The following is a 24,610-nucleotide window of genomic DNA, read 5'->3' as shown; positions in this document are numbered from 1 at the left end:
TGGGGGAGGCACCTTTTGCCGGTCATACCAGGGTGCAGGCACGATCTGTTTGTCAGCTATGCCCATGCCGATAACTTTGACTCGCTGGACGGGACGAAGGATATTACGCGGCTGTATAACAGCCTGCGCGCCGTGCTGCGCCAGCGTCTGGGCACACGCGAGGAAGAGCTGAGCGTCTTTTTCGATTCGCAAAACCGCGCGAACGATCAATTGGGCGACATGCTGGACGCAGCCAGCAATTCCGCGCTGCTGCTGATTGTCGGTTCCCCCAGCTGGGCCGGCAGCGACTTTTGCCCGCAGGAACTGGCCGCCTTTCACGGGTCGCGCGGGGATTTGCGCAATATCTTTGTGGCTGAGCATTTGCCGCTATTGCCGGGCGACACCTACCCTGCCCCGATCACCGATCATGTCCGGTTCCGGTTCCACCGCGCGGTAAGCGAGGAATCGAGCACCCGCATTCCGATGACGCCGGAGGATGACAGCCGCCTCTACCGTGACCGGATCTATTCGCTCGCCGAGCAGATTGTCGAGCGGCTGGTGCAGCTGCGCGAAACGGGCGTCGCCAAGGCGTCTGCCCCCGCTGTCGCAGCCAGCGCCAGCACGCCCTCGCGTGTCATGGTCGCCAGCGGCAATATCGATCTGCCCAAAGGCGCAAAGCGCGCGCTGATCGCCGAACCGACCGACGATCTGGAAGACGAGGTCGCGCAGGTGCGCGCGCATCTGGAGCAATATGACATCCACGTCCTGCCGGTCGCGAGCAGTTATGACGGGATGGACCAGTTCCTGAGCGAATATAATGCTGCGCTGGGTCAGGCCTCGATGATGATCCAGCTGGTCGGCCCGCATGTCGGGCGCAAACCCCCCGCCATGCCCACTGGTAAGGCGCGGCATCAGTATGACGCGGCGATCGCCGCCGGTGTGCCCGTGATGCAGTGGCGCAATCCTGAATTGCAGCTCGATCCGGTGCCCGATGATCACCGCGATTTGCTGGAGACGGAGCATGTCATCTGCTCCACTCTGTCGGAATTCAAGGCGCGGCTGGTCGATGCTCTGCAGCCCGAACCCGAGCCTGAACCCGCGCAGGTCGCGCTGGAGGCGGGCCAATTCCTGTTTGTCGATGCCGACGACCGCGACCGCGAAGCCATCGACCGGGTGCTGGACGAGCTGGAAGATACCGGCCTGCTATGCATGGGGCCGGAGCCGGAAAGCACCGATGCCAAGGCGCGGCTGGCCGATCTGGAGCAGAACTTCACAAGCTGTGATGCACTGATCCTGCTGCACGGCAATGCGCCCAGCACCTGGGTGAAGAGCCAGCTGGTGCTCTTCACCAAGCTTTCGGCCAAGCGGAACGAGAAACTGAAGCTGATGGCAATCTGCAAGGGCCCGCCGGGGCCGAAAGAGGATATCAAGTTCCGCCTCGCCAATGCGCAGGTGATTGATTGCGGCGAGAATTGGGACATGACCGATGTCCGCAAGCTGGTGTCGAGCCTGTCGGCATGAGTGAGGGGCAAAATCACATCGAGCAGGTTCCGTTCCCCGGCCTGCGGGCCTTTACCCGCGACGAAAGCTATCTGTTCTTTGGCCGCGACAGTCAGGTTACCGAGCTGATCGACAAGCTGGCGGATAGCCGGTTCCTCGCTGTTCTGGGGTCTTCGGGCAGCGGCAAATCCTCGCTCGTGCGCACCGGTCTGCTGGAATATCTGGAGCTGGGCCTGCACCCGGCCGGCTCGGACTGGATGGTGATCGATTTTCACCCCGCAGGCGATCCCATCGGGTCGCTGGCGGCGGGCCTGTTCGCCGCGCAGGGGATGGACGTAAAGGGCGAAGAATTCGACCTGATGGCCCACAGCCTGCGGCGCGGCCCGCGCGCGGTGATCGAATGGTGTCAGGCGGGGCACCTGCCCGAAGGCCGCAATCTGCTGCTGATGGCTGACCAGTTCGAGGAGCTGTTCCGTTTCTCCAGCTATGCCGAGCGCGAAGAGGCCGAAGCCTTTGCCCGCCTGCTGATCGAAAGCAGCGAGTGCCCCGATTTCCCGATCTCGGTCTGCCTGACCATGCGGACCGAATTCCTTGCCGACTGCGCGATGATCCCCGGCCTTGCCGAGCGGATCAATGACGGGCTGTATCTCACCCCGCGCATGAACCGCGATGAGTGCGAGGAAGCGATTGTCGGTCCGGCGGGTGTCTCCGGCTTTGAAGTCGAGCCGAAGCTGGCCAACCAGCTGCTGAACGACATGGCCACGCTGGCCCCGTGGGAAGACAAGGACGACGTCAGCCAGACGATGGCCAGCCGCGCGGACCAGTTGCCGCTGATGCAGCACGTGCTCAACCAGCTGTATCTGGAAACCAAGGAACGCGACGGCGACGACAATATCGTGCTGCGGCGCGATCATTACCGCGAAATCGGCGGGCTGACCGGTGCGCTGGATGTCCACGGATTGCAGGTGCTTGAGCGGCTGGGTGCCGCTCCGTCCGATCCGGACCGCGTGCCCGCGAAAGGCAAAGCGGCAAACGACACCCGCGCCCCGGGCGAGGTCGATCATACTCTGGTGGCGCAGGTCTTCCGCGCTCTGGTGGCAGGCCCGTCTCTGGCCAAGGCGGTGCGCCGTCCGTGCCGGTTCGACGAGCTGGCTCGCGCGACCGGCGACGAAGCGGCGACCCGCACCGTCGTCGATGCGTTCCGCGCCCACGGGGTCAATTTCCTGCGCCCCTATGAAGGCGAGCCGCTGGCCGACGATACCGTCATCGACATCAGCCACGAAAGCCTGATCCGCCAATGGAACCTGCTGACCGGCTGGTTCGAGGAAGAACGCGAGGCGGGCGTCGCGTGGCAGCAATTGCACAGCCAACAAGAGGCCTTTGCCGACGGGCGCAGCGATCTGCTCACCGGTCTGGCGCTCGCCAATTTGTCGGAATTCTGGGAAAGCGAACGCCCGACCGCTGCTTGGGCCGAGCGTCATGGCGGCGACTTTGCCGCCATCGAGAGCTTTTACAAGACCAGCAAGGAAACCGACGAACGCCAGCGGGCCGAGGCGGAGGCCGAGCAGCGCCGCAAAACCAACCGGCTGCGTGTCTGGCTCGCCGGTACAGCCGCGCTAGCCTTCGTCGCGCTGGGCGGGGCCTATTACGGCTTCACGCAGGCCGCAGAGGCCCGCAGTTCGGAAGCCGCTGCACTGGCAGCAACCGAGGAACAAAAGAAGGCAACCGAGGCACAGGCATTGGCGGCCGAGCGCGCCGGACTGGCCGAGAAACGCGCCGAGGACGAAGCCGCTGCAGCGCTGCTCGCCGCCAATCAGGCCGAGGCAGCCGCTCTCGCCCAGCAGGAGGCCGCACAGCGCGCTGCGCTCAGCGAACAGCAAGCGCAGTCAAATCTCGCCGAAGCCCGCGCGGCGGAAGCCGCTGCGGAGGCCGCGCGCAGGCAGGCCGAGGAGCAGGCCGATGCCAATGTCGATCTGATCCGCCGGATCGGGGAAGCCATCACGGTCGGCGGCGGCACCGAAGAAGTGACCGGCGACGAATTGCGCGACGAGGTGCGCGAACGCTTGCCCGACCAGAGCCGCGCGGCGCCGCGTGTGCAACCCGGCCAAGGAGGCGGTAGCGCCATCCCCTTGGCGCTCGCCGTCAGCCTGCCCCTTACCAGCGAAGCATCGCTTGCCGCCTCTGCATCTGCCTCCTCCGCAGCCGCGCCGGAAGCACGCAGCGCGCCGCGCGAACGGCCGTGCTTGCCCGAATGGCAATTGATCGCCGAGCTGGAACCCGACCGGCAGATGGACCGTCTGCCGGGCAGCCTGCAAACCCAGTGTCTCGCCCGTGAACTGGCGCAGTTTTTCGAAGCTCAGCTCAGCCGGAGCGGTTCCCTCGGACAGGGGAGTGGACCGGGAGGCGGATCGGCCGATCCCGCTGAAATCCTGCAGATCAACACCATGCTGGGCAAAGCGTGGTTCACCGCCCGTAACTGGAAGGAATCCATCGGCGCCTATGAGCGGGCGCATGATGCAGGACTGAGATTGCTAGAGCGGCGCGGGCGGCAATCCGTTCTGGACGATCCGAAACTGCGCAGCGCCTATTTGCAGGCGTCGTACAACTGGCTGCTCGATGCGCGCGAAGTGCGCCAGTCGGGCAAAGCGCAGCGCGGTTTTTCCGATATCGAAGCGATTGCCGCCGGTTTCGATGTGGACGCTTTGACTGGCGCTCAGGATATGGAGCTGGCCACCGATCTGGCCCGCATCGCCATCCTGCAGATGACGGTACACCGCGAGTATCAGCCCGATCCTGACAAGCAGACCGATGCCGAGCTTCGTCTGCTGGGTATTGCCAATCTGATCCTCGAATGGAGGGTCGACCTCGATTTCGACGACGAGGCGCAGATGAATTCCGCGCTGGAAGCGCTGGGTGTGATTGCTCAGGGTCTGACGGAAGTGGAAGACGATTCCTCCGCTGCGGAAAATGCCGAGCTGACCTGCGACATCAGCGAGACAATGGAACTGCTTGCGCCCGATCCGCTGGACCGCAGGGTGACGCGGGCAAAGCTCAATTGCGCAATCGGCAGTCTGGCCGCGGCGACCGAAGAGGCGGGCTCCGTCGGCGATATCGATAGTATTGCGCAAGGCGCCCGCGCCCGCGCCCGCGAATCCCTCGCCAAGGATCCGTTCGACGAGCGCACACGGCTCGCGCTGATCGATGCCAATATGGCCGGTGCCAATCGATCCCAAGCGAGCGCCAAGCGGGCAGCGGAAGCCCTGATCGGCCAGTTGAAAATCGAACGAAATGCGGCCGGGAAAGTCTACTTCGCGGCACGGCAAGACAAAATTGACGAGGAAGTCGAGCGCGAGTTTGCCAAAGTATCGGCGGAGAACCGTTCTCCCTCGCGGAAAGCCAGCATTGAACGGTCCGTCCGGTCGGAATTTCAGGACACGCCTGAACTCGCCGCGCTCAAATTGCCATTTACGGAATTGGGCGAACGCATTGGGTCACTGGAGAATCTCGAAATAGAGATTGCCAACAATTTCGGCAGTTCCGACGTCAAGATCGGCAAGTATTGCGATGCAAGTCTCGTTCAAACCATCGCCTCGCGTGAAGGTGCCACTGCGGAATCGATCGCGCGCCTGCAGCAGGCCTCGTCGGTTGCAGGCATTTGGGACGACGCAGAGGTGGAACTGACCCTTGCAGACCACGCCAGCAAGCTGAGCCTCTATTCGCAGCAATGCCTTGCGCAAATCAACGAGGCCCGCGGCGATTTTTCCTATGTTCTGTCACAGTCCGACGGAAAAGCGCTGCGCCGTTGGAGCACCGGCTTGTTCGTGGATATCGGCTGGCGCGAATGGGCCGACGCGCGCGACGAGGCCGGCGTCCAGCCGATCAACCGGCAGGACTTCATCGACACCGCCATCGATGTCAGCCTTGTCACTTTGAGCGAACTGCCCGGCAGTTTCCAGACGCTCGACACCGTGTACCAGATCGTAAAGCGCGAAGAGAATGACGACGATGACACGACGACCGGACTGGTCGACGATGCGCGCGCACTGCAGGTCACCAATGCGGCGCTGACCCGCATTCTGCAGGGCGACAGGGTGCCTACATTCTGGGATCGGCATGTCGTCAATCTGGGGTGCCGGATGCATGGTGACCGGCTGGACATGATGGGGTCCACCGATCTCTCCACGCTGGTTTCCGCTGCCCGCGAACTGCAGGATTATTGCCAGCCGGTGGCCGATGACCGCATCTGGGCGGCCTATACCCGCAACGCCCTGCAAAGCGCGTTCCACAAGCTGGCGCATGTCGAAGACGCAGATGGGACGGAATTGTTTAGCACCCGCGAGGGATTCAACGCGCTCTATCCCTATCTCGATTGGGCGTCCAAAGGCGGCAATCCGAACCCGACAGGCGATCTGGTCCGTGTGGGGGAAGACTTTCTGGGGCCGGACCAGATGGCCCGTTTTCGTGCGCGCCAGGCCCACCAAAAGCAGGTCTTCGGCTTCGGATACGAGAATGATTTTGGCCGGAAGAATACGTGGTATTTCCGCCACAGCGATGATCCGCTGTGGGGCGGCGAAGCATTTCTCGCCGCGATGGATACCTACAATCGCGGCGTCGGGCCGGAATCCGCGCGGGAGTTTCTGGCTGGCATCTCCCGCTTCGCAGCGGAACGTAGCGCGCCGATGCCGGTCCTTGCCCAATCGATCCTGAGTGAGGCGGAAGCCTATCTCCCGGATGATCCGGAGACCATCGAGAAATACGCCAAAGCCAACGAACTGCTTGCCTTTGAAAAGGCCCACCTGCCCGTCGATGCACGCGGCATCGCCTTTGCGGGCTATCTGCCGGAATCGATCCGCGCGGGCAGCCCCAAAAGACCCGAAGTGCCGATGTATGGCTGGGCCTCGGGCGGCCTCTATGCCGTCGAAGACGATACCGCCGCCGATTGGGGCGATTGGCCTTCTTTCAACGGGTTCGACCCGGTGGCTCTGGCTCGAGGAGATCTGGTTGCCGGGTCGCCCCGCATCACGGGCGAGATTGCGCCCGAGGCCAATGGAATGCTGTCGACCTATGCCTTGTTCGCCAGCGAGGCTTCCTTGCGCCGCTGGCAAGCCGACCCGGCCGGAATTGCACTGCAGGCGGCGGACCAATGGGTGCGTTTGAAACCGGAGGCGCTGCATTATCTGGCCGACCGCGAGCGGATTTGGGCCCGCGCCCGGCAAGTTTTCGGTGCGGGGCCCGATGCGATAGCCAGCGCAAATGCCGCCATGTCCGATGTGCTGGACAGGCCGGGGGCGACCAGTGTCGAGAAGATGACACTGGCGGCCAATGCCATGCTGCCTTCGCCCGGGCGTAGTCCGGTGGACGATGGCGGAATCGCCTTTGGCGGCACCACGCTGGAAAGCGTAGCACCGCGACTCTACCGACGCGGGTCCTCCGATGCGACCATCCTGTTTCGCGGCGCGCGCGTCGCGCTGGCTGACCGACGTAATGCGGAGAAAATCGCTGAGCATTGGCCGCTTCTCAACGGCTGGGACCCGGTCGAACTGGCCAAGGGCAATTTCGTCAGCGGACTGGCGGAATTGGCCAATGATCCCTCGGATACCGAAGACCCGCGCCCCTATGCCCTGTTCGCCAGCGAGGCCAATCGCGAAGCCTGGAAACGCGGCGACGGATCGCTCTATTTGGCGGCCCGCGAAAACTGGCTGGCACAGCGCCCCGATTATGCAGGCGATTTGCCCGCTGATGACAGCCAGCTCGTCGAGGCAGCGAACTTCGCTCAGGCGGTCGCTCAGGAACTTCCCGAAGGGGTGAACGCGACCATTGCCCTGGCCAAATCTGTTCAGGACAGCGCCGAATATACCGATAAGGCATCGGCAGAGGGTATCGATGCGATGGCCCTTCGCAGCACGCTGAATTTTGCGACCGGCCGGACGCCGACCGACGCGCAAGGCTTTGCTTTTGGCGGCCATTCGGTGTGGGCCATGGAAGGTGGCGAAGCCGTTCTTGGTGATCGGACACTTCCAGTCTTCTATCGCGGCGCGCTGGTCGCCACGAAAGATGACGAAGACATGTTCGAAATTCGCGGGGCGTGGCCGATATTCAATGGGTATGATCCGGTAGAGATCGCCGAGGAGAGGGCAACGCCCGGCCTTCCCGAAATTCTGGAATTGAACGAAAAATACGGGTTCGAGCGTCCGGTCCTCTTCAGCAGCGAGGAGAACCGGAACACGTGGGCGCAGAACAAGCTGGAAACCGCGATTGCCGCTGCCAACACGCTCGGCGCGTCCAACGCAGTGCCGATCCCCGACATCAAGGACGATATTTTCGACCTCTGGGAAATTGCGATATCGCAGCGTCTGGCCGGCATGATCCCCGAAGTGGACGAGAGTGACCGCGTTGAGCTGGCCTATGAAATGGTCTGGGAATTGCGGGACTCGCAAGAATTCGCGCCCATCGAAAGCGAGTTCGACGAAGGGCTGTTTTCGGGCCTCAATGCGATGATCGATCTGGGCGTCGAGCGACTGGCCATCAATGGACGTCGCACCCCCGTGAACGCCAGCCGCGTCGCTTTTGGCGGAGTGCAACTGCATTCGATTATCGACGGAGCACCTGTTGCGGGCGAAGAGGGCGATCTGGAATATTATCGCGGCGCTCTGTACGCGCGGGGACAGACATCCTCCTCCTCACGCGACGAGTATTGGCCGGGCTTTAACGGATGGGACCCGGTGGCACTTTCGCAAGGGCGCTTTGTGGCCGGGCGCGCCGAGCATGTGTTCGTCAATCCGCAGTTGTCCGGCCCACTCATGTTTGCGACAGCAGAGTCGCTGGCCGAATTCGAGGATCGGCCGGGCGATATTCTGTCAGACGCCATCGACCAGTGGAGCGCGTTGTTGCCCGAGTTCGCGGCGGATGTGGATGACTTGATCGGCGGCGACGACGATAGATGAGGCGCATGATCCTGACCTGCAAAGATGCCTCCATCTTGCCGTCTGGCTAGCAAATAGCGAATTGAATGGTCGACGCAGCGCTTCGGGGCTGACAAGCAGCCCGGGACTGCGGCCGCGCCGCAAGAATCACCAACGGGAGAGACCATGTCCTACGAAACGATCCGAACCGAGCAGGACGGCAATGTCCTCAAAATTACGCTCAATCGGCCCGAGCGGCTGAATGCCTGCCCGCCACAAATGGCCGACGAGATCTTTGCTGCGCTGCGCGATCTGGGCGATGCCCGCGCCGTGCTGATTACCGGCGAGGGCCGCGCCTTCTGCTCCGGTGCCGATCTGGCGGCCAATGCCGAGGGCGGAGCCTCCATCGAAGGGGGCGCGCGGTCCTACACCGCGCTGCAAAAGCATTATAATCCCATGATCCAGATGCTCGCCAATGTGCCGGTGCCGGTTGTCGCTGCCGTGGGCGGTCCAGCCGCCGGTGTCGGTTGTTCGATTGCGCTGGCTGCCGATTTCGTGCTGGCAGGCAAAAAGGGCTATTTCCTTCAGGCCTTCGTCAATATCGGTCTGGTTCCCGATGGCGGCTCCAGCTGGATGCTCCCGCGCCTGATCGGTCTGGCGCAGGCCACCCGTATGATGATGCTGGGCGAACGCATCCATGGCGAGGAAGCCGAACGGCTCGGTCTGATCTATAAATGTGTGGAGGACGATGCGCTGATGGCGGAGGCCGAAGCTCTGGCGCACAAGCTGGCAGACGGCCCGACCATCGCGCTTGGCCAGATGAAGCAGACGCTCCGCGCCGGGCTGGAAAGCGACTTTGCCAATACCCTGCGAGCCGAAGCCGAGGGCCAGCGCGTCGCCGGGAACAGCAAGGACGCGCGCATCGGAGCTATTGCGTTCCTGAAGAAAACCAAGGCGGAGTTCACCGGCAGCTGAGCCAGCAACAGAAAATCCAGCCCAAAGAAAAAGGCCGCCCGGACATTTCGTCCGGGCGGCCCTCTTTTATGTTGGTACAAAAGCCTAGAAGCGGAAGCTGGCTTCCACGAATACCTGACGGCCGCGGTTCTGGGTCACCACGAGATCGTCGCCCGCCGGTAGACCGAAGCCGGCCGCACCACCGGGCGACAGGAAGGGTCGACCGCCAGAAGTGTTGACATAGATTTCGTCAGTCAGGTTTACGCCGACAAGCGCCAGCCGCCAATTGCCGTCCGGATGCCCAACAGAGACCGAAGCGTCGATCGTTATGAAGCTGTCCTGCACGAAATCGTTCAGCGTATCCTCGTCAGTAAAGTAGCTATCCGAGTAGCTGACGTTCCCGTTCAGTCCGAGCTCCAGCGAATTCCCCATCGGGATAAACCAGTCTGCTGCGATGTTGCCCGCCCATTTCGGGGCGCGCGCCACATCGCGGCCATTAAGGTTGATATCATCGCCGGTGTTGAACTGGCCATCTGCACCAGGGGTGAAGAAGTCGTCCGAGAAGGTCGCGTCAAGATAGGACAGATTGCCCGAGAAGGAGAGACCGTCCAGCGGGGTGCGATAGGCCCAGGCGACGTCGATACCCTGCGTGGTGACTTCACCCGCATTCAGGGTGATGAACTGGATCGTCGTGGCGTTGAAGTTCTGCACCTGCAGATTGTCAAAGACGTAATGATAGCCCGTCACGTTGAGGGTTATATTGCGATTGTCGAACTGCGATTTCACACCGATTTCGCCGCCGATTGCCTCTTCCGACTGGAAGATCAGACCATCGGCTGTGGCCTGACGCACGGCCGGGTCCGGACTGTCGAACCCGAGCAGGGAGAACGATGGCAGCGCGCTGTTGTCGATACCGCCCGATTTGAAGCCGGTCTTGAACGATGCGAACACGTTGATATCCGGCGTCGCCTGATAGCGGATCGTCGCTTCCGGTGACCAGTTGCTGTCGCTGAAAGCAATCGGGCCGGAGAAGAAGCCGCTGTTGACGAAGGCAGGCCCGGACGAAAGGAACGTGTGCACGTAAGGGATGGAGATCGTCTGGACCTTCTCCTCATCCGTGTAGCGGACACCGCCCGAGATTTCGAGCTGCTCGGTGAGATCGAAGCTGACCGAGCCGAAAATCGATTTCGCTTCGGTATCGGTCGTGTGAATCTTGTCCCAATCGAACGTATTTCCGGTGACCGGATCCGGCGCGATCAGGGAGATATTGACGCCCTGCTGCGCGGTGTCGAACACGAAAGTCCGTGTTTCGTAATACGCGCCAACCATGAAGTCGAAGGCTCCTCCGAAATCAGAAGCCAGTCGCAGTTCCTGGCTGAACTGGTCGAGCCGGTTGATCGGATCGCTTGCTCCGGTTCCGAGTGGAACACCCGGTCCGTTTGTCGCAGCGAGTGCGGGAGCGTTTGTCGCCAGGAAGGTCGGATCCCCGATCGCGTTGCCAATCGGCGAGAAGGCTGGACCAATCCCGACATAGGAGTAGCTGTCGACATCGATCGCATCCATTTCCAGCAGGCCAGTGACGGATGTCAGGGTCAACGAATCGGTCGCGTCCCAGTCCATCCGCAGTCGGCCAAACTTGATGTCGGTTTCGCCGAACGGAACGCCGTTGAAACCGACCGACGCATCGTTGCCCGGCACCTGCGCGGCGAGCGCGGGAGCGACATCGGGCAGGAAGTAACGACCATCCTGGATGTCGCAATCATTGCCCGCTGGGATTGCCGCTACCCCGCTCAACAGGAAGACCGGGTCCGCAACGCCATTCGCTCCACAAAAGATGTCGGAGTGGCCGATGGCGCCATCGTTTTCGTGGCGGACATACTGCAATTTGAGATTGGCCGTGAACTCCGGCGCCGGATCCCATTGGATGGTGCCGCGCGCGACGATGTTTTTCTGCCCGCGGAACGGGCCATTTGCCGCTGGCGTTCCGGGCTGCAACTCCACATACTCGTCAATCTTGTTGTACTGCGCAGCTAGCCGGATGCCGAGCGTATCGGACACCGGTCCGGAGACGAACCCGCTGACCGTGTAGCCTTTTTCCTCGATTTCGTAGGAAGCCTTGCCCCCGATTTCCCAGGTCGGGGTCGGATTGGCCGATTTGATGGAGAACACGCCGGCCGAAGCGCTTTTCCCGAAGAAGAGCGATTGCGGACCTTTCAGAATATCGATCTGCTGCGTGTCGAAGAAACCCGCCTGCACCATCCGCATCGTGCTGATTTGCACGCCATCATAGTCGAAGGCGACGGCGGAATCGAAGGCTGCCGAAATATTGGAAGAGCCCACACCGCGCAGCGAGAGTTGCCCACCCGATCCGGAGCCGCCGACCTGCACATTCAGTGTGGGAACGCGGCTAACAACGTCGGCCACCTGATCGACATTGTATTTTTCAAGCGTGTCGCCACCAAGGACGGTCACCGTAACCGGCACTTCCTGAAGAGTCTCTTCCTGTTTACGTGCGGTGACGATGATGACGCCTGGCCCGGCCTCGGTCTGGTTTTCGGAACCGACATCATCCTGCGCCAATGCGACGCCCGGCACGGTAAAGAGGCCGGCAGCCGAAGCTAGCAGCAATGGCCGCATCCGGCGAAGAGTCCGGGCGTGTCCAATACTCGCGATCATATGTTTCCCTCCCAAGATGGCCGGCACCGATTGCATGCGGTTTACCGAGCCTCAAAAAATTCTCGCAGCCGTGTCCGACTGTCTCTCTTTAGTATGCGGACCTAAGGTCAGGCTCATCTAGCAAAACGGATAGGCGCGCGTTGACGCTAGGAAACCGTGGCTTTTTTGCACTGAGTGCCGCGCGCGGATTACAACGCATTCTCGCGCTCCATCTGTGCGATCCTCGGATCACTGGGCCACACCCACTCCTCGCCGATCACCGGGTCGACCCGCAATTCAGCAGGGATCCGGTTCGCGCCGATCATGCGGTCACAAGTCTGGTGGAAGCTGTAGATGCGCGCTTCCTGGTAGCTGAGCGGCACACTGCGAAAGCCATCACTTTCCATCGATTTCTGAATGGCTTCACCGAATTGTGTGTCCTCCAGAATGATAGGGCTCATATCCCTTCCATTGGGCTTGGTCTCATCCGGCACAGTCCACAGATCGGGCGTCGGCCCGTCACCCCAGTCCAGCGCCATGGTGACCAGCTCCAGACGCGTGGTGTTCAGCGATGTCGGCCAGAACAGCAGCGGGGGCACAAAGAAATTGCTGAGCGGCGAAACCCAGTTGGGAAACAGCGTGTAGCTCTGGGTGGAGGTGCGGCCCAGTTCGCCAACGCTTTCGATATCCTGCCATTCGGGCGGGCTGTCGATCGCGCGAACATGCTCGCGGTCCGTCTGGAGGGGTGCGGGCGCGAGCATACGGGCATGGCCATTGGGGTACATCGTATTGAGATTGCGCTTGGAGTCGACCAGCGGCGCGACCGTGTCCGGATGGATAAAGGGTACATGGTACACTTCCATGTTGGCCTCCATCGCGACCTTCCAGTTGCAATTGAGGTCAAAGCTGTAGCGCGCGGCCAGCCGGACCTTGTCGAAGCGGAACTCGGCCCATTCGTCGGCCAGCGGACCCAGCCAGTCGAGCAGGCTCATCGCGTCCTCGTCGAAATTGACGAAGATGCAATTGCCGAACATTTCGCAGCGCACGGGAATGAGGCCCCGGCAGCTCATGTCGAAATCGGGCGGGAAGTCCTGCCGCTCGGGCACGCCAACAAGAGTGCCGTCCGTCTTGTAGGTCCAATTATGATAGCCGCACATCAGGCGGCTGGATTTGCCCTTGTCCTGCGTTACCACCGGCGCACCGCGATGGCGGCAGGTGTTGTAAAACGCGCGCACCTGTCCATCCATGCCGTGCACGATGACGATGGGATCGCCCGCATTGTGCCAGCGCATATAGCAGCCCGGTTCCGGCACCTCGTCAATGTGGCCCGCAAACAGCCAGCTTTTGCGGAAGATATGCTCCTGCTCCAGCGCGTAATATTCGGGGCTGGTGTATCGGGCGGCGGGCATATCGGGCAGATCGGGGAAGTTTTCAGGCGGCGCGATGCGCTGCCCCTCCCACTCCATTTGCGCCTTCAACCGGTCGATCTCTGCCTGATCCATAGCCATGCCGCCAAGACTGCACCGGCATCACGCATCCGCCCACTCACCCTTTTGACAATGGGGGGCGGTGCGCAACGCGGCTACCACCGACAAAAGACTGCTATCGGGAGAGAGATGTTGAGCGGACGGGTAGAGGGCAAGGTTGCGCTGGTCACAGGCGGCGCGATGGGTCTGGGCAAAGCCGATTGCGAACGGCTGGCCGAAGAAGGCGCAACTGTCATCGTCACCGATATCGACGAGGAGAAAGGCAAGGAAGTGGCCGCTTCTGTTGGCGGAAGCTTCTACCAGCACGACGTGCGCGACGAGGCCCGCTGGGAGGAGATCATTGCCGATGTCGAGAAAGAGCACGGCCGGCTGGACATTCTGGTCAACAATGCCGGCAATGTGATTTTCGAGGATATTCTCGAATGCTCGCTGGATCATTTCCGCCTGCATCTCGCCATCCATGTGGAAGGCACGTTTCTCGGCTGCCAGAAGGCCATTCCGCTGATGGCCAAAAAAGGTGGCGGCTCGATCATCAACATGGCCTCCACCGCATCGCTGCTGGGATACGGCAACATCCCCGCCTACACGGCGGCCAAGGGCGCGATCCGCTCCATGACCAAATCCATCGCGATGTATTGTCAGGACGAGGACAACAAGATCCGCGTCAACGTGTTGATGCCCGGCGGGATCGAAACGCCAATGGTTCAGGGTGTGTCGGGGCGTGCAGGCGAGAAGCCGATGGATATTCCCGAAGGCGTTTTGCCCAAGGATTCGCTCGGCGCCCCCAAGGATGTCGCCAACATGGTGCTGTTCCTCGCCAGCGATGAATCGCGGTTCCAGACGGGCAACGAATACCCGATCGACAACGGCCTGAAAGCACGGCCCGAGAGGTGACGGAGCCAGCCGCCCCAGCCACACCGGCCACCGCTCCCGCCTCTGAAGAGGCTCCTTACTATCGCTGGTATGTGCTCGGAATGCTGACGGTGGTCAGCATGTTCAGCGTGGCCGACCGGCTGGTGTTCGGCATTCTGGTGGAGGACATCAAGGCCGAGTTTTCCCTCAGCGATTTCGAGCTCGGGCTGCTGGGCGGGCTCGCCTTTTCCATCGTCTATGTGATTGCGGGGTTCCCTGCCGCGCGGCTGGCCGATCGTTCGACGCGCAAGAATATCGTTTCAGCGGCGATTGCGTTCTGGAGCTTCATGACGGCGCTGTGCGGCCTGGCTACGGGCTTCTGGACTCTGTTCCTCGCGCGCGTCGGTGTGGGGGTCGGCGAGGGATGCTCGGGGCCAGCCTCGCAGTCATTGGTCGCGGACTATTTCCCGCGCGGGGAACTGGCGAAGGCGATGGGTTTCCTGACCATCGGGGCAGCGATGGGCACTGCGGGCGGATTGGTCGTGGGCGGTCAGCTGGCCGAGTTTTTCGGCTGGCGCTGGGCCTTTGTGCTGATGGGACTGCCCGGCGTGCTGATCGGGTTGATCCTGTATTTCACCGTGCGCGAACCCCGGCGCGGACGCTATGCGCCGGAAGGCTCGGTTCTGGAGCAGCAGCCGCTGGGCGAAACAGTTCGCGCCCTGCTGGCCAACAAGGTGTTCTTCGGCCTGTCCATCGGATGGGCGATCCAGATCCTGATTGGCTACGGCCTCGCCTTCTGGATGGCGGCGGTGATGCTGCGCAATTTCGGGATCCCGGTGGGCGATGTCGGGCTGTATCTGGGCGCTGCGTTTTTTATCGGGGGCATACCCGGCCCCATTCTGGGCGGTTATGTCGCGCAGTGGCTGACCAATCGTGACGAGCGCTGGCGGGCATGGCTTCCCGGCCTGGTCAGCCTGCTGTGCCTGATCCCGCTGGCCATCAGCCTGATGTCGAAAGACATCGTGGTGTTTCTCGGCTTCTTCGCCTTTGCTTATGCCATCTATGTCGCCAGTCAGGCCCCGATCCTGTCGGGCATTCAGGCAGCGGTCGAACCTTCGCAGCGCGGTTTTGCCGTGGCCATAGCGCTGTTCTTCAACAATCTGGTCGGGCAGGCGCTGGGGCTGGCCGTGATTGGCGCGGTGAGCGATTGGCTGACGCCGGAATATGGCAGCGTCTCGCTCAGCATTGCGGTGTTCGGGGTTTGTCTGGTGTCAGGCGTTGCGGCCATGGCTGTCTTCGCGTGGACCGCCGCGCAAATGCGCTCCAGCGGATACCTTGCCCGGATGGGTCAGGAGTAGGACGGCTGACTTAAAAGCCGGGACTAAAAACCCGGATGGATCGACAGTGCGCCGCCATCCACCAGCATCTCCGCTCCGGTCATAAACGGGCAGTCGTCGCTGGCGAGGAAGGCAATGGCCGCCGCGGTCTCCGCAGGATCGGCCAGCCGGTTCATCGGAGACGTGGCCGCCACCGCAGCCTTCAACCCGGGCGCGGCCTCCTCGGCCTTGTTGAGGATGCCTGTCTCGGTCGCGCCGGGGATCACCGTGTTGCAGCGAATGTCCAACCCCTGCTGGGCACACCATGTGGCAACCGATTTGGACAGCACGCGCACCGCCCCTTTGCTGGCGGAATAGCCGACGTCGGTGGGCAGCGGAGCCATCGCGGTGGTGGAGGCGATGTTGATGATCGAGCCGCCACCGCTTTCCTTCATTGCAGGAATTGCCGCGCGGCAACCGGTCATTGTCCCGGTCAGATTAACCGCCAGCACCCGGTCCCACACTTCGTCCTGCACATCGCCAATCGATTGCTGAGAGACCATGCCGGCATTGTTCACCAAAATGTCGAGCCGCCCGAATGCGCTCACCGCCTGCGCGATAATGTCAGGCCATAGCGCGCGGTCGGACACATCCTGCACCGCAAAGCGCGCGCCCGCTTCATCGCACAGCGCCTTGCCGCCCTCCGCATCGATATCGGTGCCCAGCACTTGCGCCCCGTCCGCCACGAGCCTGCGCACGGTTGCCGCGCCAATGCCGGAGGCGCAGCCGGTTACGATCGCGACTTTGCCGGACAGGTCGGCCATTATTCCGGCTGCTGCCAGACGCCCGCGCTTTCGCGCTTCTGATGCGTTTCCACAAAGCGGGCGAGATTGTCTGTCCCCTCGGGCAGTTTCCAGCCCACGGTGAAACCGAAATTGATGAAGCAGAACACGATCAGATCGGCGAGCGTGAAGCGCCCGCAACAGATGTGATTGCTATCGCCCAGCTGCCCATCCAGCCATTTGAACTGGTTGTCGGCCATGGCGCTCAGCTCGGCGCCGGCGCTTTCACTCACCACGGCCATGCGCGGCTCGAACATCGGACGGCCGCCGGTCGCGCGGAAGCCCATAGTCATCGGCACGACCACATCCTGATCGAACCAGCGCACCCATTTGCGCACCTCGGCGCGCTCCTCTGCGCTGGTGCCGATCAGATTGGGCGTGGCATGCTTTTCCTCGATAAACTCGCAGATCGGCCAGCTTTCGGTCAGCAGCGTGCCGTCATCCAGTTCCAGCACGGGCAATGTCTGCAATGGGTTCTTGGCGGTCAGATCATCGCTCTGCCGGTTCTCTCCAGTGATGATGTCATAGTGGACGCGCTCGAAATCGCTGCCCTCTGTCAGGCCCTTCTCGGCCAGAAACATGCGGACAAGGCGGGGATTGGGGCCAAGGCTGGAATGCAATTTCATCGGCGGGGCGCTCCTGTGAAGGCGATGCGGGAATAAACGTCAGCTTGGCCTACCAGATCGCCGAAACGCCGCCGCTCTTATTTTTGCGGATGGGCGGGGCACACCCCATCCGATAGGCCATCCCCATCATCGGAAAACGAAATTTTCATCTCAAGGAGAGCTGCAATGGATCTGGGTCTTAAAGGCAAAAAAGTGATCATGAATGGCGGCGCGCACGGCCTTGGCCTCGCCTCGCTCACGCATTTCGCTGCCGAAGGCGCGGATGTGGCTTTCTTCAGCCGCAAGGAAGACAAGATCGAAGCGGCCAAGAAGCAGATCGACGCGGCAGGCCCGGGCAAGGTGCATGGCGAAGTGTTTGATATGGCCGACGGTGCGGAAGCCTATAAGAAATGGATCGGCGATGCCGCAGACGCGCTGGGCGGCTGCGACATCTTCGTCCACATGGCGAGTTCCAGCGGCACCGGCGGCACGGGCGACTGGCAGGCCGGGCTCGACATGGATATTCTGGGCGCTGTCCACGCCATCGAAGTCCTGACCCCGCATCTGGAAGCATCTGGCACGGGCTCCATCGTGCTGATGTCCTCCACCGCTGCGCTGGAGACTTTCGTGGCACCGCAAGCCTTTAACGCATTGAAAGCCGCGCTGATCACGCACGGCTCGCAGCTCAGCCAGGCGCTCGCGCCGCAGGGCATCCGCGTGAACTGTGTCTCGCCCGGCGCGATCGAATATCCCGGCGGCAACTGGGAAATGATCAAGGACGCCGTACCCCCGCTTTACGAAGGCACGCTGGCGAAAATGCCGATGGGCCGTTTCGGCGAGCCTGAAGAAGTGGCCAAGGCAGTTGTCTTCGTCGCCAGCCCGGCATGCCCTTACATGACGGGTTCGAACATCGTCATCGACGGCGGGTTTACCCAGCGCGTCCAGTTCTAAGCAAACCTAGCTGAAAGGGCCCGCAAATGGCCGATATAGACCGCGACAAATTGCGCGACATTTACACCCGCACCATGAAGGTGAACCGCACGGACGAGAAATTCCGTGCCCTGCTGATGGAAGGCAAGGTCGCCGTGATGTATTACTGCGTGCGGGGGCAGGAACTGGTTTCTGCCGCTGCCATGGCCGCGCTTGAAGACGATGATTACGTCGTGTGCACCTATCGCGGACAGGGTGAGCAAACGGCCAAAGGCATCCCGATCAAGAAGTGGTGGGGCGAATGCCTCGGCAAGGAAACCGGCACCTGCAAAGGCAAGGGCGGTACGATGCACATCACCGATCCCGATACCGGGATCATGGTCACCACCGGCGTCGTCGGCTCGGGCCTTCCGATTGCCAATGGTCTGGCGATGGCCAGCCAGAACAATGGCGACGGGCGGGTGACGCTGGTCAGCTTCGGCGACGGGGCGGCCAATATTGGCGGCTTCCACGAGGCGATGAACATGGCCCAGCTGTACAAGCTGCCGGTCATCTTCCTGTGCCAGAACAACCGGTATGGCGAGCACACCGCCTATGCCGACCATACCGACAGCCCCGATATCTCCAGCCGCGCCGCCGGTTACGGGATGAAGGGCATCAAGGCTGACGGCAATGATGTGAACGACATTTACCCGGCTATGGTCGAGGCAGTCGAGCACGCGCGCTCCGGCAAAGGCCCCGTGCTGGTCGAGGCCATGTGCTACCGCATGATGGGCCACTTCTTCGGCGCCGATTTCAGCTACATGCCGGAAGAGCACATCGCTGAAATGAAAGCGGAAGACCCGCTGCCCAAGCTGCGCAAAGTGATGCTGGAGCACCAGTTTACCGAAGACGAGCTGGACACCATCGTCGCCGACATCGACGCGGAAATCGACGAGGCGGTGCAGCACGCGCTCGACGCGCCGCTGCCGAGCACCGATGAAATCTACAAAGACGTTCTCGAGGAGACCGCCTGATGGCCGAAATCACAATGACCCAGGCCCTCAACAAGGCCATCGACGAAGCCATGGCCGAAGATGACGGCGTTTTCTGCCTCGGCGAAGATGTTGCAGCCAAGCAGGGCGGCGGCGTGTTCAAGGTCACGTCCGGCCTGACCGAGAAATACGGCGAACACCGCATCCGCGCGACGCCCATCTCGGAAACCGCCATTGTTGGCGCGGCGGTGGGCGCAGCGCTCGCCGGGCAGCGCCCGATTTGCGAGATCATGCTGATGAATTTCGTCGGCGTATGCATGGACCAGATCGTCAACCACGCGGCGAAATTGCGCTTCATGTCGGGCGGGCAGACGCCGTGCCCGATGGTATTGCGCACCACGACCGGCGTAGGCGTCGGCTTTGGCGGACAGCACTCCGATATGCTGGAAGCGTGGTTCGCCCATGTCGCCGGCATTCATGTGGTCACCCCCAGCAACGCCGCCGATGCGCGCGGGCTGATGCGGGCGAGCATCGATGCCAACGACCCGGTGATCTTCATCGAGAACATCCTGTGCTACGGGCTCACGAGCGAAGATCCTGGTCCGGGATACCGTGTCCCGCTAGGCAAGGCGGCGGTGGCGAAAGAAGGCACCGATATCAGCCTTATCACCTATGGTCGCACTGTGCTCGATGCACTGGAAGTGGCGGGCGAGCTCGACAAGGAAGGCATCAGCGTCGAAGTCATCGATCTGCGCACGATCGCTCCGTATGACGAGGAAACTGTGCTGGCCTCGGTCAACAAGACCGGTCGCGCGCTGACCCTGCACGAGGCGGTCCGTCCGTTCGGCACCGGCGCAGAGCTGGCGGCGAACATTCAGGAAAAATGCTGGGACAAGCTGAAAGGCCCCGTCCGCCGTGTCGGCGGCACTTTTGCCGCAGTGCCCTTCGCCACCCATCTGGAACAGGCCTGGATCCCGACAAAGGAAGAGATTGTCGGTCAGATCAAGGCGAGCATGGGGAAAGCCTGATGGCATCGGAAATCCGTATCCCCAAGCTGGGGATGAGCGCCCAGACCGTTGTCCTCAACGAATGGATGTTCGGTGACGGGGAAACCGTGGCCAAGGGCGACGTCATCTACACCGTCGAAACCGACAAGACGACGGTCGATATCGAAGCGCAGGCCGGCGGGGTGATCCATCCCACCGGCGAGGAAGGTGCGACCTACAAGGTGGGCGATATCGTCGGCACAATCGAATGAGCGATGCAGGCCAATTGCAGGCCGATATCTATCGGCTGGCGGGTGAGCGCGACTGGGAGGCGGTGGAAGCGCGGCTGCACCCCGATTTCATCCTCTACGAGGGCGCGTCTCTGCCCTTTGGCGGCGAATGGAAAGGCCGCGATGCCCTGCAACGCTGCGCCGCCGCCATGTATGGCACGTGGGAAAAAGCCAATGTCGACATTCACGAGATCGTCGGCGGGAAGGATTGGGGCGTCACTATCCTGACGCTGACGATGACCTCCAAGACCACAGGCGAGACCTTCGACCAGACTGTGTGCGAGGCAGGGCGTTTCGAAGACGGCCTGATGAAGGAGCTCCGCATCCACTATTTCGACTCTGCCGAAGTCGCCGAAAAGGCCTGACCCTATGACAATCGAGAAAATCTGCGTCCTTGGCGCTCCGGCGGACCAGGGCCTGCCACTGGTGGAATCGCTCCTGAACGAGGGCTTCGCGGTGACCGCAGGCGTGCGCCGCGACAATGCGATGGAGGGAACGCCGTTCCCCGATCTGCCGACTGTGCATGCCGACATCACGGACGGGGATGCAATGGCCAGCGCCTTTGCCGGACAAGACGCCGCCGCGTTTCACCTGCCGTTCGAATTCGACCGCGCAAGAGCCGCCAGCTTCGGCGCGGCCATCGCCGAAGGGGCCAAGCGCGCAGGTCTCAAGAAGATCGTCTTCAACACCGCCTGCTTCGTTGCCAACCATGATCTGGATTTGTCGGCCCATGACGGCCGCCGCGATATCGAGGCGGCGCTGGAGGCCACCGGCATACCATGTGTGTTCATCGAACCCACCGTGTTCATGGACAACCAATACCGCATCTGGACCCGCCCGGCGATCATGCGCGACGGCGTGTTCGCCTATCCCGCAAAGCCCGATCTCGTCATAAATTGGGTGTGTCTGGAAGATGTGGCACAGGCGATGACGCGGGCCTTGCAAACCGATGCCGCCGACGGACAACACGTGCCGCTGGGCGGGCCGCAAGCGCTGACAGGCGACGAAGTTGCAGCGAACCTCGCGCAGGCGCTTGGGCGTGACGTCGCGTTCAAAAGCCTGAAGCCGGAAGAATTCGCCTCCGCCATGAGCATGCTGGTCACCGGATCGCCCGAAGTGACGCCGGGCACGCCGTATGAAGGCATGGCCAAGTTCTACGCCTGGTATAACGCCCAGCCGCAATCCCCGCTGGTGGTCGACCCGGCGCATGCGCGGGACCTGCTGGGGATGAAGCATACCAGCCATCTGGATTGGGCCAAGTCGAAGGACTGGACTGCGGGACTGCCGCCCGCAGACTAGCGCGCGCCGAGTGTTTACTTAAACGTCGGAATTATCATGCTGCGCCAGCCAAGCACGGCTGGTTCGTGCGACTTCGCGCGCCCGGTCGTTCAAATCGGGGAAGTTCTTGCGCAAGGCAGCGGAGCGCTCCTCCACCGAAACGGGCAGGTCCGCAGGCAAGGCGGAGAGCATCGCAGCGATATCCAGACCGCCCCGGCCCATCGCCATCCGCCGGTCCACAGCATCCTCGATAATGTCGTCCATATCCTCGAGATCCGGCCCGGCAGCGGGCGCATCACACAATTGCGCATAACCGACCCACTCGCCGGGCAAGTCCGCTATGGCCTGCGCCGTGCCACCGGACCGCGACCAGTGCAGCGTGTCGCAAAGAATCCCTTTTCCGGTGCCGTCCAGCCGATCCACGATGGCCCGCGCCTGTCCGATCGACTTGACCTCGGTGAACAGACCGAACTCCAGATTGATCCGCACACCGGTGCCCTTCGCCCGGTCCAGCAGACGCTGCAATTTGGCGGCCGTGGATGCATCCTCCGGATCGCTCGAAACACATAGCAGATTGGGCGACCCCAGCTCCGCCGCGATATCGACGAGCTGTTCCAGCCATGGGTCGGGATCGCCGGGCTTGATCCACGCGACCTCCACATCGAGCAGTTTCAAACCGCTATCGCTGAGCTGCTTGCGGACCGCGCGCGTTACAGCGTCGGACCAATCGTCCTGCTCTACCCACATGCCGCCCAGATCGTGCCCCGAACTTACTGCGGCCTCGATCAATTGCGCAGGCGTCGCCTCTGGCATGATGCCCGCCGCCATCGATAGCGGGCGCGTGCTCAAAGCGTCTGCCCGTCATCCAGCACGAAATCGGTCCCGGTCACAAACTCGCTGGCATCGGAGCACAGGAACAGCAACGCTGCGTCCAGCCCCTCCTGCTCCATCAGCCGTTTGCGCGGAAAGCGGTTGATGTGCCGCTTGCCCTGCTCTGTCTCGAACCAGTCGGCATTGATATCGGTGCGGATATAGCCCGGCGAGATGGTGTTGATGCAAATCCCGTTGCGCGCCCATTCGCGGGCCATGCTCTTGCCCGCCTGCACCACGCCTGCCTTGCTGGCGCTGTAGGCGACGAGACCCGGCGAGGCTTCAAACGCGGTGATGGACGCGATCATGACAATGCGCCCATTGGGCGTGCCCGCCGCAATCATCCGCTTCGCACCCTCACGCGCGGTCAGGATCGCGCCCTTCAGATTGATCGCCAGAGTGCGCTCGATCTCATCCTCGGAGATCTGCGTGGCCATCCCGCCGCCATCGACACCGGCATTGGCGACAACCGTATCGACTGAGCCCAGTGCCGCTTCCGCCGCATCATAGCCGGCAACGATCTCGTCCCCGATGGCGACATCCATGGCTATGGAACACACGCCCTCGCCTAGCTCATCCGCTAAAGCATCGAGCCGTTCCTTGCGCCGCGCGGCCAAAGCGACCTTTGCGCCGGAACCCGCCAGCAGCCGCCCGAAACGCTCCCCCAGACCGGAAGAGGCGCCCGTGACCAGCGCCGTGCGCCCCGTCAGATCAAAGGAGAAGCCGCTCAAGATTTGGCCGGCAATTCGCCGTCGATATATTTCATCAGCGTCGTCTGGAAATGCCGCACGCGGCTGTCCTGATAGGCGCCCAGTTCCATCACGCCATTGGCCGACGACTTCATGCCTTCCTGAACGAAGGGCAGGTTCGCCATGTCCTGATCGAACACATTGGCCAATTGCTCGCCCATCTTGTCGTTCGCCCAGGCAAACGGCTCATCATCGGGAATGTAGGTCCGCTCCACCGCGCGGGGGCGTTCTTCGCCTTCCTTCACCGGGAACAGCAGGCGGATTTCCATCACGCACCAGTCGGGCGTGTCTCCCGGTAGCCACCGATAGACGAGAGTCGGCAAATAGCCGATCCACGGGCTGAAATTGGGGAAGATGTTGTAAGTGAAGTTGTCGAGCAACTCTGTGTCCGACGCTTCGGAATAATCGCGCCCATATTGCTCGGTGAAGCCCTTGCGGCTTGCCTCGGCCAGAACCTTGCGCGCCAACATCGGATCATCGGGATCGAGGCTTTCGTCCATCGATCCCGCAGCAAAGCGGCGATTGGTTTCCCCGTCGCTGCCGCCGGAGAACTCGTTCATTTTGTCCAGCACATATTGCTGGTCCTTGCCCTTCAAATGAGGGCTGAGGACGCCGGAGGGGGTAATCGCGCGGTTGAAGTGATCGCCGATGTGATCATAGCGCGTGTTCGCATCGCCTAGAAACGGCAGCAGCTGGGGGTGCGTGGTGACCGAATGCCACGCTTCCATAAATGCTTCGGCCGTCGCCTTCCAGTTGGCGTCGATCCGCTTGGCCACCCACATGCCAGTGTAGCGGTTCTCGAAATCGTATTTCTCGTAATGCGATGCGGCGGGGCCAAGCCAGGTCTTGAAGTCCGGCAGATCGGCATTCTCCGTGATCATCACGAAGCCCTGCCACAGCTCCACGCGCACTTCGGGCAGGCTCATATCCTTGTCGTCCAGATGGGTGAAATCCCAGCTGCACGGAATATCTTTCAGCGAGCCGTCATTCTTCCATGCAAATCCGTGGAAGGGGCAGATCAGCTGCGTCGTATTGCCCGCTTTTGTGCGCAGTTTGCGGCCGCGGTGCAGGCAGACATTGTAGAACGCCTTTACGCTGCCATCTTTTTGGCGGACCAGCAGGAAGCTCTTCTCGTTCAAGTCATACACGACGGTATCGCCGGTTTCCGGCATTTCGTCTTCACGCGCGGCAAACAGCCACACATTGGGCCACATCTTCTCCCGCTCCAGCGCGGCAAATTCCTCGCTGATATAGGGCGCGATCGGCAGCGGATCGGTCGGCATCTCTGCGACCGTTTCTTCAAAGAGATAATCCGGCGGGGTGCGCGTGTCCGCTTCCAGCATATCGGTGTAAGTCGTGCCGGGGCAGCGATCTTCCCGGATGATCTTCGTGCTCTCATTCATGGCAGGCTATCCGTACTCACTAATTGCGCAGTGTTGTG

Annotated in this window: 18 protein-coding genes; 11 read left to right on the top strand and 7 right to left on the bottom strand. The window is 61.9% G+C overall.

Annotated elements, in window-relative coordinates; all coding sequences use genetic code 11:
• Positions 1 to 15 precede the first annotated feature (15 nt).
• The 3 genes from ACFCW2_RS07480 to ACFCW2_RS07470 all read left to right on the top strand — a co-directional run bounded on the left by ACFCW2_RS07480 (position 16) and on the right by ACFCW2_RS07470 (position 9,356).
• Positions 16 to 1,500, top strand: a complete 1,485-nt coding sequence (locus tag ACFCW2_RS07480) for a hypothetical protein (protein WP_379545333.1) — start codon at positions 16 to 18, stop codon at positions 1,498 to 1,500.
• A complete protein-coding gene (locus tag ACFCW2_RS07475) occupies positions 1,497 to 8,423 on the top strand; it encodes a hypothetical protein (protein WP_379545332.1) in 6,927 nt (2,308 codons plus the stop codon). Before ACFCW2_RS07480 ends, ACFCW2_RS07475 begins: the two co-directional genes overlap by 4 nt.
• A gap of 144 nt (positions 8,424 to 8,567) precedes the next feature.
• Positions 8,568 to 9,356 carry an enoyl-CoA hydratase-related protein gene (locus tag ACFCW2_RS07470; protein WP_379545331.1) on the top strand — a complete coding sequence of 263 codons (789 nt, stop codon included), beginning with the start codon at positions 8,568 to 8,570 and terminating at the stop codon, positions 9,354 to 9,356.
• Positions 9,357 to 9,440: 84 nt separating this feature from the next.
• Here the strand turns inward: ACFCW2_RS07470 and ACFCW2_RS07465 are convergent, their stop codons facing one another.
• Together ACFCW2_RS07465 and ACFCW2_RS07460 are read right to left on the bottom strand one after the other, a co-directional pair.
• A complete protein-coding gene (locus ACFCW2_RS07465; protein WP_379545330.1) occupies positions 9,441 to 12,011 on the bottom strand; it encodes a TonB-dependent receptor in 2,571 nt (856 codons plus the stop codon).
• Positions 12,012 to 12,199: 188 nt separating this feature from the next.
• Entirely contained in the window at positions 12,200 to 13,492 is a 1,293-nt protein-coding gene (locus ACFCW2_RS07460; protein WP_379545328.1) for an aromatic ring-hydroxylating oxygenase subunit alpha, read from the bottom strand.
• A 114-nt stretch (positions 13,493 to 13,606) separates the two neighbouring features.
• Between ACFCW2_RS07460 and ACFCW2_RS07455 the strand changes: the two genes are divergently transcribed.
• Positions 13,607 to 14,371 (top strand): SDR family oxidoreductase, encoded by a 765-nt coding sequence (locus ACFCW2_RS07455; RefSeq protein ID WP_379545327.1) that lies wholly within the window; start codon positions 13,607 to 13,609, stop codon positions 14,369 to 14,371.
• Positions 14,368 to 15,687, top strand: coding sequence for a spinster family MFS transporter (locus tag ACFCW2_RS07450; RefSeq protein ID WP_379545326.1), 1,320 nt, complete (start codon positions 14,368 to 14,370; stop codon positions 15,685 to 15,687). The genes ACFCW2_RS07455 and ACFCW2_RS07450 overlap by 4 nt, the downstream gene beginning before the upstream one ends.
• 23 nt (positions 15,688 to 15,710) lie before the next feature.
• On the opposite strand, the gene ACFCW2_RS07445 is transcribed toward ACFCW2_RS07450, so the two are convergent.
• Together ACFCW2_RS07445 and ACFCW2_RS07440 are read right to left on the bottom strand one after the other, a co-directional pair.
• Positions 15,711 to 16,469, bottom strand: coding sequence for an SDR family NAD(P)-dependent oxidoreductase (locus ACFCW2_RS07445; RefSeq protein WP_379545324.1), 759 nt, complete (start codon positions 16,467 to 16,469; stop codon positions 15,711 to 15,713).
• The gene (locus tag ACFCW2_RS07440) at positions 16,469 to 17,113 is read right to left on the bottom strand and encodes a glutathione S-transferase family protein (RefSeq protein WP_379545322.1); all 645 of its coding nucleotides are present in this window, start codon (positions 17,111 to 17,113) and stop codon (positions 16,469 to 16,471) included. The genes ACFCW2_RS07445 and ACFCW2_RS07440 overlap by 1 nt, the downstream gene beginning before the upstream one ends.
• A 165-nt stretch (positions 17,114 to 17,278) precedes the next feature.
• Between ACFCW2_RS07440 and ACFCW2_RS07435 the strand changes: the two genes are divergently transcribed.
• From ACFCW2_RS07435 to ACFCW2_RS07410, 6 genes are read left to right on the top strand one after another with little or no spacing between them, the layout of a single operon-like run.
• Positions 17,279 to 18,043, top strand: a complete 765-nt coding sequence (locus ACFCW2_RS07435; RefSeq protein ID WP_379545320.1) for an SDR family NAD(P)-dependent oxidoreductase — start codon at positions 17,279 to 17,281, stop codon at positions 18,041 to 18,043.
• 26 nt (positions 18,044 to 18,069) lie between these two features.
• The gene (locus tag ACFCW2_RS07430; RefSeq protein ID WP_379545318.1) at positions 18,070 to 19,038 is read left to right on the top strand and encodes a thiamine pyrophosphate-dependent dehydrogenase E1 component subunit alpha; all 969 of its coding nucleotides are present in this window, start codon (positions 18,070 to 18,072) and stop codon (positions 19,036 to 19,038) included.
• Complete coding sequence (locus tag ACFCW2_RS07425) at positions 19,038 to 20,024, top strand: alpha-ketoacid dehydrogenase subunit beta (RefSeq protein ID WP_379545317.1); 987 nt, start codon at positions 19,038 to 19,040, stop codon at positions 20,022 to 20,024. The genes ACFCW2_RS07430 and ACFCW2_RS07425 overlap by 1 nt, the downstream gene beginning before the upstream one ends.
• Positions 20,024 to 20,254 carry a lipoyl domain-containing protein gene (locus tag ACFCW2_RS07420; protein ID WP_379545316.1) on the top strand — a complete coding sequence of 77 codons (231 nt, stop codon included), beginning with the start codon at positions 20,024 to 20,026 and terminating at the stop codon, positions 20,252 to 20,254. Before ACFCW2_RS07425 ends, ACFCW2_RS07420 begins: the two co-directional genes overlap by 1 nt.
• Positions 20,251 to 20,637: a nuclear transport factor 2 family protein gene (locus tag ACFCW2_RS07415; RefSeq protein ID WP_379545314.1), complete on the top strand. Its 387-nt coding sequence runs from the start codon at positions 20,251 to 20,253 to the stop codon at positions 20,635 to 20,637. The genes ACFCW2_RS07420 and ACFCW2_RS07415 overlap by 4 nt, the downstream gene beginning before the upstream one ends.
• Before the next feature lie 4 nt (positions 20,638 to 20,641).
• Positions 20,642 to 21,571, top strand: coding sequence for an SDR family oxidoreductase (locus ACFCW2_RS07410; RefSeq protein ID WP_379545312.1), 930 nt, complete (start codon positions 20,642 to 20,644; stop codon positions 21,569 to 21,571).
• Positions 21,572 to 21,589: 18 nt separating this feature from the next.
• Here the strand turns inward: ACFCW2_RS07410 and ACFCW2_RS07405 are convergent, their stop codons facing one another.
• Genes ACFCW2_RS07405 through ACFCW2_RS07395 form a run of 3 tightly spaced genes read right to left on the bottom strand, consistent with a single transcriptional unit; the run spans position 21,590 to position 24,572 of the window.
• The gene (locus ACFCW2_RS07405) at positions 21,590 to 22,399 is read right to left on the bottom strand and encodes a sugar phosphate isomerase/epimerase family protein (RefSeq protein WP_379545310.1); all 810 of its coding nucleotides are present in this window, start codon (positions 22,397 to 22,399) and stop codon (positions 21,590 to 21,592) included.
• A complete protein-coding gene (locus ACFCW2_RS07400) occupies positions 22,396 to 23,151 on the bottom strand; it encodes an SDR family NAD(P)-dependent oxidoreductase (protein WP_379545308.1) in 756 nt (251 codons plus the stop codon). The genes ACFCW2_RS07405 and ACFCW2_RS07400 overlap by 4 nt, the downstream gene beginning before the upstream one ends.
• Positions 23,148 to 24,572: an aromatic ring-hydroxylating oxygenase subunit alpha gene (locus tag ACFCW2_RS07395; RefSeq protein WP_379545306.1), complete on the bottom strand. Its 1,425-nt coding sequence runs from the start codon at positions 24,570 to 24,572 to the stop codon at positions 23,148 to 23,150. Before ACFCW2_RS07395 ends, ACFCW2_RS07400 begins: the two co-directional genes overlap by 4 nt.
• Between the last annotated feature and the right edge of the window lie 38 nt (positions 24,573 to 24,610).

This window comes from Qipengyuania algicola (assembly GCF_042492175.1).
Lineage (GTDB): Bacteria > Pseudomonadota > Alphaproteobacteria > Sphingomonadales > Sphingomonadaceae > CAJXSN01.
This window is presented reverse-complemented; position numbering and strand designations above follow the sequence as displayed.

Excerpts from the sequence above, each read along its gene's own strand:
- ACFCW2_RS07470 (WP_379545331.1), top strand. The coding sequence starts at position 8,568 with ATGTCCTACGAAACGATCCGAACCGAGCAGGACGGCAATGTCCTCAAA.
- ACFCW2_RS07435 (WP_379545320.1), top strand. The coding sequence starts at position 17,279 with ATGGATCTGGGTCTTAAAGGCAAAAAAGTGATCATGAATGGCGGCGCG.
- ACFCW2_RS07465 (WP_379545330.1), bottom strand. The coding sequence starts at position 12,011 with ATGATCGCGAGTATTGGACACGCCCGGACTCTTCGCCGGATGCGGCCA.
- ACFCW2_RS07475 (WP_379545332.1), top strand. The coding sequence starts at position 1,497 with ATGAGTGAGGGGCAAAATCACATCGAGCAGGTTCCGTTCCCCGGCCTG.
- ACFCW2_RS07395 (WP_379545306.1), bottom strand. The coding sequence starts at position 24,572 with ATGAATGAGAGCACGAAGATCATCCGGGAAGATCGCTGCCCCGGCACG.
- ACFCW2_RS07445 (WP_379545324.1), bottom strand. The coding sequence starts at position 16,469 with ATGGCCGACCTGTCCGGCAAAGTCGCGATCGTAACCGGCTGCGCCTCC.
- ACFCW2_RS07420 (WP_379545316.1), top strand. The coding sequence starts at position 20,024 with ATGGCATCGGAAATCCGTATCCCCAAGCTGGGGATGAGCGCCCAGACC.
- ACFCW2_RS07460 (WP_379545328.1), bottom strand. The coding sequence starts at position 13,492 with ATGGATCAGGCAGAGATCGACCGGTTGAAGGCGCAAATGGAGTGGGAG.
- ACFCW2_RS07410 (WP_379545312.1), top strand. The coding sequence starts at position 20,642 with ATGACAATCGAGAAAATCTGCGTCCTTGGCGCTCCGGCGGACCAGGGC.
- ACFCW2_RS07415 (WP_379545314.1), top strand. The coding sequence starts at position 20,251 with ATGAGCGATGCAGGCCAATTGCAGGCCGATATCTATCGGCTGGCGGGT.
- ACFCW2_RS07455 (WP_379545327.1), top strand. The coding sequence starts at position 13,607 with ATGTTGAGCGGACGGGTAGAGGGCAAGGTTGCGCTGGTCACAGGCGGC.
- ACFCW2_RS07430 (WP_379545318.1), top strand. The coding sequence starts at position 18,070 with ATGGCCGATATAGACCGCGACAAATTGCGCGACATTTACACCCGCACC.
- ACFCW2_RS07440 (WP_379545322.1), bottom strand. The coding sequence starts at position 17,113 with ATGAAATTGCATTCCAGCCTTGGCCCCAATCCCCGCCTTGTCCGCATG.
- ACFCW2_RS07425 (WP_379545317.1), top strand. The coding sequence starts at position 19,038 with ATGGCCGAAATCACAATGACCCAGGCCCTCAACAAGGCCATCGACGAA.